Source organism: Streptomyces maremycinicus (assembly GCF_001184025.1).
GTDB lineage: Bacteria > Actinomycetota > Actinomycetes > Streptomycetales > Streptomycetaceae > Streptomyces > Streptomyces maremycinicus.
This window is the reverse complement of record NZ_BBYG01000023.1, coordinates 30,662-45,386: the sequence shown is the minus strand read 5'-3', so window position 1 is coordinate 45,386 and position 14,725 is coordinate 30,662. Positions and strand designations below refer to the sequence as shown.

Here is a 14,725-nt window from a genome sequence, read left to right as displayed (position 1 = left end):
GTGGGCAAAGAATTGGACAGGGGGGCCGGGGTCGGCCGCATGATGGAAAAGTCCGTGAAGAGCCGTGAACAGTGCAAAAGAGCAAGGAGTCGCCGTGAGGGTCGGAATCGTCGGAGCCACCGGTCAGGTCGGCACGGTCATGCGCAGGATCCTCAAGGAGCGTGACTTCCCCGTCACGGAGCTGCGTCTGTTCGCCTCGGCCCGTTCGGCGGGGACGGTCCTGGACGGCGTGACGGTGGAGGACGCGGCGACGGCCGACTACGCGGGCCTCGACATCGTCCTGTTCTCCGCGGGTGGCGCGACCTCGCGGGCGCTGGCCGAGAAGGTCGCCGCGCAGGGCCCGGTCGTGATCGACAACTCGTCGGCGTGGCGCAAGGACCCCGAGGTGCCGCTGGTCGTCTCCGAGGTCAACCCGCACGCGATCGTGGACCGCCCCAAGGGCATCATCGCCAACCCGAACTGCACGACGATGGCCGCGATGCCGGTCCTGAAGCCGCTGCACGCGGAGGCCGGTCTGGAGGCGCTGGTCGTCGCGACGTACCAGGCGGTGTCCGGCTCGGGCCTCGCGGGCGTGGCGGAGCTGCACGGGCAGGCGCAGAAGGTCGTGCCCGACGCGGACCGGCTGACCCACGACGGGGAGTCGGTCGACTACCCGGAGCCGCAGGTCTACAAGCGCCCCATCGCCTTCAACGTGATCCCGCTCGCGGGCTCGATCGTCGAGGACGGCCTGAACGAGACCGACGAGGAGCAGAAGCTCCGCAACGAGTCCCGCAAGATCCTGGAGATCCCCGGGCTGAAGGTCTCCGGCACCTGTGTGCGCGTCCCGGTCTTCTCCGGCCACTCCCTCCAGGTCAACGCCCGGTTCGCGCGTCCGATCAGCGCCGAGCGCGCGACGGAGCTGCTGGGCGGCGCCCCGGGCGTGGCCCTCAGCGACATCCCCACCCCGCTCCAGGCGGCCGGCAAGGACCCGTCGTTCGTGGGCCGCATCCGCGAGGACGAGACCGTGGAGCACGGCCTCGCCCTGTTCATCTCCAACGACAACCTCCGCAAGGGCGCGGCCCTGAACGCGGTACAGATCGCGGAGCTGGTGGCGGCCGAGCTGAAGAGCTGACGGCGGGTTTCCCGAGCCGCGGGAAGCTGCGTGGAGGGGCGGGTGCGACAGGCACCCGCCCCTCCCCCGTGCCCGGGCCCGCCGCGCGGTCAGCCGCGGCGCACCTCGTACAGGAAACAGCCGTACTCGACGGCCCGGACGTGCACGAGGGCGACCTCGGGGTCGGCGAACGCCTCGGCGAAGGCCGCGTCGAACCCGTCGGGGTCCTCGACGAGCCGGCCGCCCAGAATGCGTCCGGCGGCGGAGTAGCGGCGCAGGGTGCGCCGGGCCCCGGTGAACGGCAGCCCTCCCCCGGCCGGACCCCCGCACGCCCGCGCGTGGATGAACACCGGCCCCTGTTCGTCGTACGCGCCGGGATCGACACCGGCCGCGGCCGCCCAGCGGCGCAGCGGCGCATAGGAGACCAGCGCGATCGACTCCCCGGCCTCGCTGCGCCGCAGACAGCAACGCAGCGGCGCGCCGCCCTCCTCGTCGGTCAGGGGAACGGCCGGCCGCCCCGCGTCGTCGACGGCGCGCAGCTCGTCGAGGACGTCGGGCGGGACGGGCCGCGCGGTGTGACCCGCCGGGCCGGATACCGGGCGCGTGCCGGTGCGGGTGCCTCCCCGGGTCGTCGTTGCTTCCCGGGGCGTCGCGTCTGCCTGGATCGTCATGTCCCGAGCCTCCCGCTCGCCCCCCGGCCGCACCGGCGGAATCCGGACGTCGCGCTCGGCCGCGGGCGCGGGTGGCGAGGGCGGGGACGGCGAGGGGTCGGTCCGGCGCCCCCGCGACCGCCGTCCGGCGCCGGGCGCACCCTGCCCCAGGTGTCCAGGGGGACGGCCGACGCGGACCCCGATCCCCTCGGACGTGGCCCCGGGGCCGCCCATAAGGTCGTCGCCCGGGACAGGGGTGCCGTGGAAGGATGGCGCAACCGACACATATCCGAGGAGATGACCGCGTGCCTGGCACAAACCTGACTCGCGAAGAGGCACAGCAGCGGGCGAAGCTGCTCAGCGTTGACTCTTACGAGATCGATCTCGACCTCTCCGGCGCGCAGGAGGGAGGGACCTACCGGTCCGTCACGACGGTGCGCTTCGACGTCACGGAGGGGGGCGCGGAGTCGTTCATCGACCTGGTGGCGCCGACCGTCCACGAGATCACGCTGAACGGGGACACGCTCGACGCGGCGGGGCTCTTCAAGGACTCCCGGATCGCGCTGCCGGGCCTGCTGGAGGGACGCAACGTCCTGCGGGTCGTGGCGGACTGCGCGTACACCAACACCGGTGAGGGCCTGCACCGGTTCGTCGACCCGGTCGACGAGCAGGCCTACCTGTACACCCAGTTCGAGGTGCCGGACGCCCGCCGCGTCTTCGCGTCGTTCGAGCAGCCCGACCTCAAGGCCACCTTCCGCTTCACCGTGAAGGCGCCGAGCGGCTGGACCGTCATCTCCAACTCCCCGACGCCCGAGCCCAAGGACGACGTCTGGGCCTTCGAGCCGACCCCGCGGATCTCCAGCTACATCACCGCGCTGATCGTCGGGCCGTACCACAGCGTCCACAGCGTGTACGAGAAGGACGGCCGGTCGGTGCCCCTCGGCATCTACTGCCGGCCCTCGCTCGCCGAGTTCCTCGACTCGGACGCGATCTTCGAGGTCACGCGGCAGGGCTTCGACTGGTTCCAGGAGAAGTTCGACTACGCGTACCCGTTCAAGAAGTACGACCAGCTGTTCGTACCGGAGTTCAACGCCGGCGCGATGGAGAACGCGGGCGCGGTCACCATCCGGGACCAGTACGTGTTCCGGTCGAAGGTGACCGACGCGGCCTACGAGCTGCGCGCGGAGACGATCCTGCACGAGCTGGCCCACATGTGGTTCGGCGACCTGGTCACCATGGAGTGGTGGAACGACCTCTGGCTGAACGAGTCGTTCGCCACGTACACCTCCATCGCCTGCCAGGCGTACCACCCGCAGTCGCGCTGGCCGCACTCGTGGACCACGTTCGCCAACTCCATGAAGACCTGGGCGTACCGGCAGGACCAGCTGCCGTCCACCCACCCGATCATGGCCGAGATCCGCGACCTGGACGACGTCCTCGTCAACTTCGACGGCATCACCTACGCCAAGGGCGCGTCCGTCCTGAAGCAGCTCGTGGCGTACGTCGGCATGGACGAGTTCTTCGCGGGCGTGCAGGCCTACTTCAAGCGGCACGCGTTCGGCAACACCCGCCTGTCGGACCTGCTCGGCGCGCTGGAGGAGACCTCCGGCCGTGACCTCGGCACCTGGTCGCAGAAGTGGCTCCAGACCGCCGGCATCAACATCCTGCGTCCCGAGATCGAGACGGACGCCGAGGGTGTCATCACCTCCTTCGCGGTCCGCCAGGAAGCCCCGGCGCTCCCGGCCGGCGCCAAGGGCGAGCCGGTCCTGCGCCCGCACCGCATCGCCGTCGGCCTGTACGGACTCGACGACGGCAGCGGCAAGCTGGTGCGGGACGAGCGGGTGGAACTGGACATCGACGGCGAGCTGACGGCCGTACCGCAGCTGGTCGGCAAGCGCCGTCCGGACGTCGTCCTGCTCAACGACGACGACCTGTCGTACGCCAAGGTCCGCCTCGACGAGCAGTCGCTCGCCTTCGTCACCGAGCACCTGGGCGACTTCGAGTCGTCCCTGCCGCGCGCCCTGTGCTGGGCGTCCGCCTGGGACATGACCCGAGACGGCGAACTGCCCACCCGCGACTACCTGTCCCTGGTGCTCTCCGGCATCGGCAAGGAGTCCGACATCGGTGTCGTCCAGTCGCTGCACCGCCAGGTCAAGCTCGCCATCGACCTGTACGCCGCCCCGGCCAGCCGCGAGGCCCTGCTGACCCGGTGGACGGACGCCACGCTGGCGCATCTGCGGTCCTCGGCGGCGGGCAGCGACCACCAGCTGGCGTGGGCCCGCGCGTTCGCGGCCACCGCCCGCACCCCGGAGCAGATCGACCTCCTGGAGTCGCTGCTCGACGGCGGCCAGACCATCGAGGGCCTGGCCGTCGACACCGAGCTGCGCTGGGCGTTCGTGCAGCGGCTGGTGGCCGTGGGCACCTTCGACGAGGCGGACATCGCCGCCGAGTACGAGCGGGACAAGACGGCCGCCGGTGAGCGGCACGCGGCGACCGCGCGGGCCGCCCGGCCGACCCCGGAGGCGAAGGCGGAGGCGTGGGCGTCGGTCGTGGAGTCCGACGAGCTGCCGAACGCGGTGCAGGAGGCGGTGATCGGCGGCTTCGTCCAGACCGACCAGCGTGAGCTGCTCGCGCCTTACACGGACCGGTACTTCGAGGTCGTCAAGGGCATCTGGGACTCCCGTTCGCACGAGATCGCCCAGCAGATCGCGATCGGCCTGTACCCGGGGGTCCAGGTCTCCCGGGAGACCCTGGACAAGACGGACGCCTGGCTGGCCTCGGCCGAGCCGAACGCGGCCCTGCGCCGCCTCGTCTCCGAGTCCCGCGCGGGCGTGGAGCGCGCCCTGAAGGCCCAGGAGGCCGACGCACGGTAGCCGTCCTGCCGTACGGCCGTCCGGTCGACCGGTCGTCCGTCCTCGCGGTCCCCGCGCGGCGGTCACGGCGCTCATGGCGGTCGCCGCGGTCACGGTGGTGGCCCGGCAGTCACGGCGGTGGCGGCGGTGGCAATCCTTGGGCCACGGCCACGGCCGCGTCGCAGCCGCATGACGCAGCGGAGGGCGCCCGATATCGCATCGGGCGCCCTCAGCCGTGCCGTGCCGGTCCGCGACGGGCCGGGGCCTCGCCGGGCGGCCCGCGTCGCGTCTGCCTCACGTAGCTGAGGGCGCCTGATGTCGCATCGGGCGCCCTCAGCCGTGCCGTGCCGGTCCGTGCCGTGCCAGTCGGCGCCGTGCCGGACCACGCCGGGCCCGACCACGCCGGGCGGGGCCGCGACGGACCGCGCTGGGCCGGGTCACGCCGCCACGGCCGAACCGCCCAACCGCCCGAGTCGCGGCACCGTCACCTCCGGCCGGTTCTCGTGAGTCGGTCCTCGTGGGTCACTCGCCTCGTGGGCACGAACGTGCGTGGGGCCGGGCCGCCGGGCCTCAGTTGACCGGCCACCGTCGCGCCGAACGCCAGCGCCATGCCGGTCAGCTGGAGCGGCGTCAGCGCCTGGCCGAGGGCGGCCCAGCCGACGACGGCCGCGGTCAGCGGGGAGAGCGGGCCCAGGAAGGTGACCTGGGTGGCGGTGAGCCGGCCGATGCCACGGAACCAGAGCCAGTACGACACCGCCGTGTTCGCCAGGGCGAGGTACAGGTAGCCGCCGACCGCGCGGCCGTCCAGGGCGGGCGGGGCGCCCTCGACGAGGAAGGCGAGCGGCGCGATGAGCAGGCCGCCCGCCGTGAGCTGCCAGCCGGCCAGGGCCAGCGGGCCGACGCCGTCCGGGCGGCCCCACCGTTTGGTGAGCACCGTGCCCGCCGACATCGAGGCGGTGGAGGCGACCGCCGCGAGCACGCCGATCGGGTCCAGCGCCCCGGCCGCCTTCAGCACCACCAGGCTGACGCCGAACGCGGCCACGACCCCGGCCAGTACGGTCCGGGCGGTCGGCCGCTGCCCCAGCAGCAGCGCCGAGAGTCCCACCACGAACAGCGGCCCGGCCGAACCGACGACCGCCGCCAGGCCACCGGGCAGGCGGTAGGCGGAGAGGAAGAGCAGCGGGAAGAAGGCGCCGATGTTCAGCGCGCCGAGTACCGCGGCCTTCCCCCACCAGACACCGCGCGGCAGGACCCGGCCCAGGGCGAGCAGCAGCAGCCCGGCGGGCAGGGCCCGCATCAGGCCGGTGAACAGGGGCCGGTCCGCGGGGAGGAACTCGGTGGTGACGGCGTAGGTGGTGCCCCAGGAGACCGGGGCGAGAGCGGTGAGCAGAACGGTCGTGGACCTCTTCATGTATTTAGCTTAGCGCTAAGCGACTTACCGTCAAGCGGCTTAGCGCAAAGCGGCTTACTGGTGATCGACTTGGCACCTACCGGCTTAACGGCGAGCTACTTTCTCGTGGCTGACCGGGAACAGGGGGATACTCGTCCCATGAGCAGCCCCCAGCCCCCGCGCAAGGACCCCGTCGACGCGATCATCGAGCAGTGGGCTGCCGTCCGGCCCGACCTCGACACCGGCGCCATGGAGGTCTTCGGCCGGATCTCCCGGCTCGCGCGCGCGATGGGCGACCGGCTGGAGAAGGCGTACGCGGGACTCGGCATCGGCCGCGGTGAGTTCGACGTGCTCGCCACCCTGCGCCGGGCCGGCGAGCCCTACACCCTCTCGCCCCGCCAGCTGTCGGCGACGCTCATGCTCACCACCGGCGGCATGACCGGCCGCCTCGACAAACTGGAGCGCGCCGCGCTGCTGCGCCGCTCCCCCGACCCGCACGACCGCCGGGGCCTCCAGGTGACGCTGACCGAGAAGGGCCTCGATCTGGTCGACCGGGCGGTCGGCGCGGGCCTCGCCGCCCAGACCGAGGCCCTCACCGCCGCCCTGGACACCGAAAGGGTCGGTCAACTGGCCGACCTGCTGCGGGATCTGCTGCTGACGACGGAGACACCGAGGAGCTGAGCCGGGACAGTCGACCGGGCGCACGGCCGGGCGGTCGGCGAGGCGGTCGGCCGGGCGCCCCGACACGGTCACCTCCGTCCCGTACCGGGACCGGGCGGCGTCTCAGCGGCGCCCCTGAACGCGTCGAGGGCGCCGGGCCCCTTCCCCCACGCCATACGCGTACGGGAAAGAGACCGGCGCCCTCGGGCCCGCGTGCGGGCCTGGAGTCAGGGGGTCTGCGGGCTAGGCCTTGGCGTTCGCCCCGCCCTTGACGGTGATGTTCGAGCTGGTGGGGTCGTGCCGGTCCTTCGACTTGTCCAGGACCCACACGAGGCCGGCGATCAGCGCGAAGATCGCGATCGGGGCCACGACGTAGAGGCCCAGCGTCTCGCCGACACTCAGACCCGGGCCGGGGTCGTCACCGTCGTCGCGGGTGAGCGCGAGCGCGGGGGACGACATGAGCAGCATCATCAGCGTCGTACCGGCAGCCAGGGCGCCGGCGCGCAGGGCGTTCTTCTTGTCCACGGTGCCCAAGTTAGCGAACCGTGTCGGGGAGCGCGCGCCCGGGGTGCCGTATGAGGCACACGGCGGCGCGCGGGCGCTCGTACCGCCGCCCCGGGGGCGGCCACCGGCACACCCCCGTCACGGCGTCGAAAGTCCTGCCCGCAGCCTGCCCACGACCCGCCCACGGCCGACCCGCCCACGGCCGACCGGCCCCAACGGCCGGCCGACCCCACGCCCGCACGAGCTCCCGCTTTGGCTCCCGCTCAAGCTCCCGCTCAAGCTCCCGCTCAGGTTCCCGCGGAGGCGTCGCCCCCGGACGGGCCGTGCTCCTCGCGCAGGACGTCGATCAGCGCCCGCAGCCTCGGTGAGGCCGCCAGTTCCTCCAGGGTCACCGGGCGGCCCGCGGCGTCCGCGATCGGCAGGCGCCAGTTCGGATACTGGTCCCAGGTGCCGGGGAGGTTCTGCGGGCGGCGGTCGCCGACGCCGTCCGGGAGCCAGACGCCGATCATGCGGGCGGGAGTGCGCAGCAGGAAGCGGTGGACGGCCTGGACCTCGGCCTCCTCCGAGGAGAGATCGCTGCCGCCGCCGCTGCCGGCCAGCAGTCCGAGCCGGGTGAGCAGGGCCAGCCACTCCGCCGTGTCGTTGGCCGCCTCCGCGCGTTCCTCCTCCACCGGGCGGGTCGACAGGCCCAGCCGGTCCCGGAGTTCGACGTGTTCGCCGGTCAGCCGGGCGGCGGTGGACGGCAGGTCGTGCGTCGTGGCGGTGGCCAGGCAGTCGTCGCGCCAGCGTTCGGGGGACAGGGGGCGCCCGTCGCCTTCCCAGTCCCGTTCGAACCACAGCACCGACGTACCGAGCACGCCCCGTTCGCGCAGCGTCTCGCGCACCCCCGGCTCGACGGTGCCCAGGTCCTCACCGATCACCACCGAACCGGCCAGGGACGCCTCCAGCACCAGGACGGCGAGCATGGCCTCCGCGTCGTAGCGGACGTAGGCACCCTCGGTCGGTGGCTCGCCCTGCGGGACCCACCAGAGACGGAACAGGCCCATGACGTGGTCGATGCGCAGGGCGCCTGCGTACCGGAAGAGGCCCTTGAGGAGCCGACGGTAGGGGGCGTAGCCGGAGGCGGCCAGCCGGTCGGGGCGCCAGGGCGGCAGGCCCCAGTCCTGGCCGCGCGCGTTGAAGGCGTCCGGCGGCGCGCCCACCGACATGCCGGCGGCGAAGTACTCCTGCTGCGCCCACGCGTCGGCGCCCTCCGGGTGCACGCCGACCGCCAGGTCGTGCACGATCCCGACCGGCATGCCCGCCTCCCGCGCAGCGCGCTGGGCGGCGGTGAGCTGGGCGTCGGTGAGCCAGGCGAGGCGGGAGTGGAAGTCGACGCGGTCCATCAACTCGCCCCGGGCGCGGGTGGTCTCGGCGGAACGCGGATCCCGGAGCCCGGCCGGCCACCGCCGCCACTGGGGGCCGTGCACCTCGGCGAGCGCGCACCAGGTCGCGTGGTCCTCCAGGGCCTGGCCCTGTTCGGCGAGGAAGTCGCAGTAGGCGGCGCGTCGGCCGGGCCCGAGCGGCACCCGGGCGACCTGCTCCAGCGCCTCCCGCTTCAGCTCCCACACGGCGTCCCGGTCGATCAACTCACCCTTCTCCAGGACGGCTTCGCGCAGCCGTCCGGCCCGTTCGAGCAACGCGGAGCACGCTTCCCCGGCGTCCGGCACGTACGCGAACTCGGGGACGTCCTCGACCCGCAGATGCACCGGGTCGGGGAAGCGGCGCGAGGAGGGGCGGTACGGGGACGGGTCGGTCGGCGCCCCGGGCACGGCCGCGTGCAAGGGGTTGACCTGCACGAACCCGGCACCGAGCGCCCGGCCCGCCCAGGCGGTCAGCTCACCGAGATCCCCGAGGTCACCCATGCCCCAGGAACGCCGGGAGAGCAGCGAGTACAGCTGGACTAGGAGCCCGTACGAGCGTCCCGTGGGCGTGGGCAGCCGGGGCGGGGCGACGACGAGATGGGCGCGGCCGGTCCGCCCGTCCGGTGCGGTGGCCGTCAGCTGGTGCACCCCGAGCGGGAGCCGGTCGCCGAAGTCGCGGCGCTCGCCCTGTTCGGTCTCCACCCGCAGGGCGGTACCCGCGGGGAGGGCGGCTAGCGCCTCGCAGGGGCTTCCGCGCCAGCACACCACCGTCGGCGGCAGCAGCCGCTCGGCCAGTTCCCGTTCCCGGGCGGCGAGCGCGGCACGTACGGCCTCCGGGGTGTCCGCGTCGACCCCGAGGGCGGCCAGGGCGCGGGTGACGGCCCCGGCCGAGGCGGTGACCGTGCGGTCCGGGGAGGGCTGGTAGGAGGTGGCGACCCCGTGCAGCGTGGCGAGCCGGGCGAGCTCCTCTCCCGGGGGTGCGGTCATTCAGGGCCTCGTGGAGTCGGGGTCCGTGACGGCGAGCGGCGGCTCGCTGGTCAGGGGCTCGGCGTCGGGCAGCGGCGGTTCACTGGTCAGCGGGGGTTCGGCGCGGGTTCCCTCGGCGCTGAAGGCACGGAGGGAGGGGTCCTCGAGCTCGGCGGGGGTGACGGCGGAGTGCTCCGCCGGGCGTTTGGAGCGGGCCGGTGCGATCACGGTGGCCTCCTCTTCAGTACGGCATCGGATACCCCAGCCCTACCCAGCGGACGCGGGGACAGACGTCCTCACGTCATTACACGCCGCGACCCCCTCCCGGAACCCGCGCCGACACGAGGGATCCGCCCCCGGTCCCCCGCACACCTCCGGACAGCCCGCCCGCCCCCGTCGCCGGCACACCCTGGGGCAGCCCGCCCGCCCCCGATCACCCGCGCACCTTCGGGCAGCCCGCCCGCCCCCGATCCCCCGCACACCTCCGGACAGCCCGCCCGCCCCCGCGCGCGCTCAGGCGCGCAGGGCTGCGTCGAGACCGCGCATCAGCTCTCCCACCCGTCCGCCTCCGGGAGGCGCTGCGGGCAACCGGCCGAGCACCGCGGCGACCGCCGCCGGCGCGTGACGGCGCGCCCATTCCGCAGTCCCCGCCGGGGTCCCGCCGCCCGTCGGGCTCCCCGCCCCGGCGGAAGGGACGAAGACGCCGGTCCCGTCCTCACCCGCGGCCGGCTCCTCACCCGCGGCCGGCTCCTCACCCGCGGCCGGCTCCTCCTCCGCTGCCAGCTCCTCCGCCCGCGCCGCGTGCGCCGCCGCACCGAGGATGTGCTTCACCTGGTGCGCGTCGGCCAGCGGATGCAGATACGCCGCGGCCGCCGCGTGGCTCGCCGCGCGTGCCGCGTCCGCCGCGGCGCAGGGGGCGGGCGCGGCGGCCGCGGCGGCCTCCCGCGCGGCCCGGTAGGCCGCCCACGCGCTCTGCCGCAGGGCGCCCGTGCGCCGGCCGCCCCCGGCGAAGGCCTCCGCCGCTTCGACGGCGTCGCGGGGGCGCGGGTCGGAGGGAAGGCTCCGCTCGAAGAGCGGCAGCGCCCTGCGCGCGCAGTGGGCCGCGTAGCCCGCGATCTCCCGCAGTTCGTGTTCGCTCAGCTCGATCTTGTCCGACTCGGTGGGCACGGCCCCATCCTGCCGCCGCCGGGACCCGCCCGGCCAGGCCCGCACCGGCCCGGCGGCCGCCGCGGGGCCGGACCCCCACCAGGGGTGCCAGCGGGCATGACGGCAGGCCGGAGGAAGGGACGGGGCGGGCATGACGGCAGGCTGGGCAAAGGGACGGGGCGGGCATGCCGATGGGGCTCCGGGGGCGCAGGGCGGTCCCCGGAGCCCGTCACATCCGGCCGGGCCGTCGTGACGTCGTGGCGCGGTGCGAAGGCGCGGGCGACGCAATACGAAGACCCGGATCGTCAGGCGGAGATGCCGTCGATCCGGGCCAGTGCGTCGTCCGCGCCGTACGGCTGCAAGTACGGCAGCCAGCGCGGGTCCCTATGCCCGGTGCCGATGATGCGCCAGGCGAGTCCGGACGGGGGAGCGGGTTTGTGGCGCAGCCGCCAGCCGATCTCGACGAGGTGCCGATCGGCCTTGGTGTGGTTGCAGCGACGGCAGGACGCCACGACGTTGTCCCACACGTGTTTGCCCCCGCGACTGCGCGGGACGACGTGGTCGACGCTGGTTGCGACGCCACCGCAGTACATGCACCGGCCCCCGTCACGGGCGAAGAGCGCCCGACGGGTCAGAGGAACGGGCCCCCGATAGGGAACCCGGACGAATCGCTTGAGCCGGACCACGCTGGGTGCGGGGACTGTGACGGTCGCGCTGTGCAGGAAGGCGCCGGATTCCTCGAGGGAGATCGCCTTGTTCTCCAGGACGAGGACGAGCGCGCGGCGGAGCGGTACGACGCCGAGCGGCTCGTACGACGCGTTGAGGACCAGGACATGCGGCACGGATGCCTCCTTGGGCGTCGGCGGCGCGTGGCTCGCGCCGGGACGATCTGTGGTCAGTGTCCCCTCTTGCCTGGTGGACGCGCCACCATGTCCCGGTAACGGGCTGGGAGTGTTTTCGACCACACCCTGTTGTCTCCCCAGGATCATGGCCTGTTCAAGCCCAGGTGAGGACCGTCTCTCCTTCACGGAACTCGCCGAACCACACACAATGCCCCGTTAGTGTGGTGGTTCTGCCCGTCCGGTGACCTTTCCGTGACCTCGCAGCGCGTGTCGCCCTTGACCGCCGCACCGAATGGAGCAGTGCAGCACCTGGAGGTACCTGCCGTGTCCTTGCCCGCCGTCCTACTGGCCGCCGACGCGTCACCGTCGCCGACTCCCTCGGAGTCGCCGACCGCGGTGATCGTCCCGTCCCTCCAGGACGCCCAGGAGAGCGCGACGAACGCGGCCAGCTGGGTCGAGCAGAACTGGTCGACCTGGCTGGCGATCGGTCTGCGCGTGCTGCTGATCCTGGTGATCGCGGTGGTGCTGAGAGTGGTGGTGCAGCGGGCGATCACCAAGCTGATCGACCGGATGAACCGCACCGTCTCCTCGGTCGACGGCACGGCGCTGGGCGGGCTGCTGGTCAACAACGAGCGGCGGCGTCAGCGCTCGCAGGCGATCGGCTCGGTGCTGCGTTCGGTGGCGAGTTTCCTGATCCTCGGCACGGCCGCCCTGATGGTGCTGGGCACCTTCGAGATCAATCTGGCCCCGCTGCTGGCCTCCGCCGGTGTCGCGGGCGTGGCGATCGGTTTCGGCGCGCGCAACCTGGTCACGGACTTCCTCTCCGGCGTGTTCATGATCCTTGAGGACCAGTACGGCGTCGGCGACCAGATCGACGCGGGCGTGGCCACCGGTGAGGTCATCGAGGTGGGGCTGCGCGTGACGAAGCTCCGCGGCGCCAACGGTGAGATCTGGTACGTCCGCAACGGTGAGGTCAAGCGGATCGGCAACCTCTCGCAGGGCTGGGCCACGGCCGGCGTCGACGTGACCGTCAAGGCGTCCGAGGACCTCGATCTGGTCAAGGCCACCCTGGACGAGGTCGCCGAGAAGATGAGCAAGGAGGAGCCCTGGAACGAGCTCCTGTGGAGCCCGATCGAGGTGCTCGGCCTGGACAGCGTCCTGCTCGACTCGATGGTGGTCCGCGTCTCCGCGAAGACGATGCCCGGCAAGGCCCTGGTCGTCGAGCGGGAGCTGCGCTGGCGCATCAAGCGGGCCTTCGACGCGGCCGACATCCGCATCGTGGGCGGCGCGACCGCCACGGCCACCGAGGACCCGGCCGACCCGACGGCCGCGGTCGCGGCGCCGTCGGTGTTCTCCAACGCGGACTCGCCGCAGGTGGCGGCGACGACCCCGCTCAACCAGCCCCGGTCGGCGGCCCCGACCGCGCCGGCGAAGTAGCCCGCACGCCGGAAGGCTCCGGGTACGGCCTTCCGGCTTTCCCGGCCCCGACCGGCCTTCCCTCCCCGCCGCGACCGGCCTTCCCTCCCTGCCCCGACCGGCCTTCCCTCCCTGCCGCGACCGGCCTTCCCGGCCCGCCCGGCCTTCCCGGGTCCCCCTCGGCCCTCCCCGGGCCCCCCTCGGCCCTCCCCGGCCCCGTCGAGCTTGCGCGGCCCCGTCCGGCCGCATCGGTCCGGCCGGCTGTTCCCGCGCCGACGTGACGCGTCCCGCCCGCGAAGTAACGACTCTGTTGCCTCGGGGGCGTTCGCCGTTTCACTCCTTGACGTCCCCTTCGTGACGGGTCTACGTTCCTGCCAGCCGATAGGAAACTTTCCTAACAGTGACCGGATGTGGACTTGCGTCCGGCGCGCTTGAGAAGCTGGGCAGTTCAGAAAGGCAGGTGTCGACCCCATGGCAGGAACCGCCGGTACGCCGGGCACCCCGCGCGTCCTGCGCGCCATGAACGACCGCGCCGCCCTCGACCTCCTGCTGGCGCACGGACCCCTGTCCCGCACCCGGATCGGCAAGCTCACCGGCCTGTCGAAGCCCACCGCCTCACAGCTGCTGGCCCGGCTGGAAGCGGCGGGACTGGTGCTCGCGACCGGCACCACCGAGGGCCGCCCCGGGCCCAACGCCCAGCTGTACGAGGTCAACCCGGCCGCCGCGTACGCCGCGGGGCTCGATGTCACCCCCGAGCGCGTCCTGGCCGCCGTCGCCGACGCCACCGGCCGGACCGTGGGCACGTTCGAGGTGCCCACACCCGGCCGGAAGACCCCCGACGCCGTCGTACGGCAGGTCACCGAGGCCCTCGACGGCGCGGTGAAGGCCGCGCACCTCACCCGGGACGACGTGCGGCGGCTGGTCGTCGCCACCCCCGGCGCCTTCGACCCCACCACCGGTCGCCTGCGCTACGCCTCCCACCTGCCCGGTTGGCACTCCCCCGCGCTGCTCGACGATCTCGCCGCGGCGCTGCCGATGCCGGTCGAGTACGAGAACGACGTCAACCTCGCCGCCGTCGCCGAGCAGCGCCTGGGCGCGGCGCGCGGCCACGAGGACTTCGTCCTGCTGTGGAACGAGGCCGGTCTCGGCGCCGCCCTCGTCCTCGGCGGCCGGCTGCACCGCGGCTGGACCGGCGGCGCCGGCGAGGTCGGCTTCCTGCCGGTCCCGGGCGCGCCCCTGGTCCGGCAGGTGACCAAGGCCAACAGCGGTGGCTTCCAGGAGCTGGCGGGCTCGCAGGCCGTGCCCCGGCTGGCCCGGGAGCTCGGCATCACCGGCATCCCGTCCGGGCCGTACGCCGAGGTCGCCGCCGCGCTCGTCGAGCGGGCCGCCGCCGAGGACACCGCCCCGCACCGGCAACTGCTCCAGACGTACGCGACCCGGCTCGCGACCGGTCTCGCCTCGCTCGTCTCCGTGCTCGACCCCGAACTCGTCGTCCTCAGCGGCGCCTCCCTGACCGCCGGCGGCGAGGTGCTGCGCGCCCTCGTCCAGGACGAGCTGGCGGAACTGGCCGCGTCCCGGCCGAAGCTGGTCATGGGCGACGTCACCGAACGGCCCGTGCTGCGCGGCGCGCTGGAGAGCGCGCTGGCGGCCACCCGCGACGAGGTCTTCGACACCTCCCGCTAGCCGCACCACCGACCCTCTCCCCCGGACCCTCACCACCACCCCCTCCCCGGCCCGCACCTCACCCCGCTCCATCCCTCCCCACCTCGCTCCACCCTGCTCCACCGCACCGCCTCTCCTTCACCC

At 73.6% G+C, this 14,725-nt stretch carries 12 protein-coding genes; 5 read left to right on the top strand and 7 right to left on the bottom strand.

The window, feature by feature from the left end; genetic code table 11:
* Positions 1–94 precede the first annotated feature (94 nt).
* Complete coding sequence (locus AOQ37_RS34205) at positions 95–1,111, top strand: aspartate-semialdehyde dehydrogenase (RefSeq protein ID WP_062650397.1); 1,017 nt, start codon at positions 95–97, stop codon at positions 1,109–1,111.
* An 89-nt stretch (positions 1,112–1,200) separates the two neighbouring features.
* On the opposite strand, the gene AOQ37_RS34200 is transcribed toward AOQ37_RS34205, so the two are convergent.
* On the bottom strand, positions 1,201–1,761 hold the full coding sequence (locus AOQ37_RS34200) for a DUF1203 domain-containing protein (protein WP_078890499.1): 561 nt from the start codon (positions 1,759–1,761) through the stop codon (positions 1,201–1,203).
* A gap of 284 nt (positions 1,762–2,045) precedes the next feature.
* Between AOQ37_RS34200 and pepN the strand changes: the two genes are divergently transcribed.
* The gene (gene pepN, locus AOQ37_RS34195; RefSeq protein ID WP_062650395.1) at positions 2,046–4,613 is read left to right on the top strand and encodes an aminopeptidase N; all 2,568 of its coding nucleotides are present in this window, start codon (positions 2,046–2,048) and stop codon (positions 4,611–4,613) included.
* A 463-nt stretch (positions 4,614–5,076) separates the two neighbouring features.
* On the opposite strand, the gene AOQ37_RS34190 is transcribed toward pepN, so the two are convergent.
* A complete protein-coding gene (locus tag AOQ37_RS34190) occupies positions 5,077–6,003 on the bottom strand; it encodes an EamA family transporter (RefSeq protein WP_062650393.1) in 927 nt (308 codons plus the stop codon).
* A gap of 138 nt (positions 6,004–6,141) precedes the next feature.
* On the opposite strand from AOQ37_RS34190, the gene AOQ37_RS34185 reads away from it, so the two are divergent.
* Positions 6,142–6,663 carry a MarR family winged helix-turn-helix transcriptional regulator gene (locus AOQ37_RS34185; RefSeq protein WP_062650390.1) on the top strand — a complete coding sequence of 174 codons (522 nt, stop codon included), beginning with the start codon at positions 6,142–6,144 and terminating at the stop codon, positions 6,661–6,663.
* 222 nt (positions 6,664–6,885) lie between these two features.
* On the opposite strand, the gene AOQ37_RS34180 is transcribed toward AOQ37_RS34185, so the two are convergent.
* The 5 genes from AOQ37_RS34180 to AOQ37_RS34160 form a co-directional block, all read right to left on the bottom strand.
* Positions 6,886–7,167 (bottom strand): hypothetical protein, encoded by a 282-nt coding sequence (locus tag AOQ37_RS34180; protein ID WP_062650585.1) that lies wholly within the window; start codon positions 7,165–7,167, stop codon positions 6,886–6,888.
* Between the two features lie 266 nt (positions 7,168–7,433).
* Complete coding sequence (gene malQ, locus AOQ37_RS34175) at positions 7,434–9,536, bottom strand: 4-alpha-glucanotransferase (RefSeq protein WP_062650389.1); 2,103 nt, start codon at positions 9,534–9,536, stop codon at positions 7,434–7,436.
* On the bottom strand, positions 9,537–9,743 hold the full coding sequence (locus tag AOQ37_RS34170) for a hypothetical protein (RefSeq protein ID WP_107085371.1): 207 nt from the start codon (positions 9,741–9,743) through the stop codon (positions 9,537–9,539).
* 285 nt (positions 9,744–10,028) lie between these two features.
* Positions 10,029–10,682: a putative immunity protein gene (locus tag AOQ37_RS40595; protein ID WP_062650385.1), complete on the bottom strand. Its 654-nt coding sequence runs from the start codon at positions 10,680–10,682 to the stop codon at positions 10,029–10,031.
* A 284-nt stretch (positions 10,683–10,966) separates the two neighbouring features.
* Entirely contained in the window at positions 10,967–11,503 is a 537-nt protein-coding gene (locus tag AOQ37_RS34160; protein ID WP_062650383.1) for an HNH endonuclease, read from the bottom strand.
* Between the two features lie 324 nt (positions 11,504–11,827).
* Between AOQ37_RS34160 and AOQ37_RS34155 the strand changes: the two genes are divergently transcribed.
* Together AOQ37_RS34155 and AOQ37_RS34150 are read left to right on the top strand one after the other, a co-directional pair.
* Complete coding sequence (locus AOQ37_RS34155; protein WP_062650583.1) at positions 11,828–12,940, top strand: mechanosensitive ion channel family protein; 1,113 nt, start codon at positions 11,828–11,830, stop codon at positions 12,938–12,940.
* A 450-nt stretch (positions 12,941–13,390) separates the two neighbouring features.
* The gene (locus tag AOQ37_RS34150) at positions 13,391–14,602 is read left to right on the top strand and encodes an ROK family transcriptional regulator (protein WP_062650381.1); all 1,212 of its coding nucleotides are present in this window, start codon (positions 13,391–13,393) and stop codon (positions 14,600–14,602) included.
* Positions 14,603–14,725 lie beyond the last annotated feature (123 nt).

Bases quoted from the DNA above. Each gene is read 5' to 3' on its own strand.
- AOQ37_RS34200 (WP_078890499.1), bottom strand. From the start codon at position 1,761: ATGACGATCCAGGCAGACGCGACGCCCCGGGAAGCAACGACGACCCGG.
- AOQ37_RS34190 (WP_062650393.1), bottom strand. From the start codon at position 6,003: ATGAAGAGGTCCACGACCGTTCTGCTCACCGCTCTCGCCCCGGTCTCC.
- AOQ37_RS34185 (WP_062650390.1), top strand. From the start codon at position 6,142: ATGAGCAGCCCCCAGCCCCCGCGCAAGGACCCCGTCGACGCGATCATC.
- malQ (WP_062650389.1), bottom strand. From the start codon at position 9,536: ATGACCGCACCCCCGGGAGAGGAGCTCGCCCGGCTCGCCACGCTGCAC.
- AOQ37_RS34150 (WP_062650381.1), top strand. From the start codon at position 13,391: ATGGCAGGAACCGCCGGTACGCCGGGCACCCCGCGCGTCCTGCGCGCC.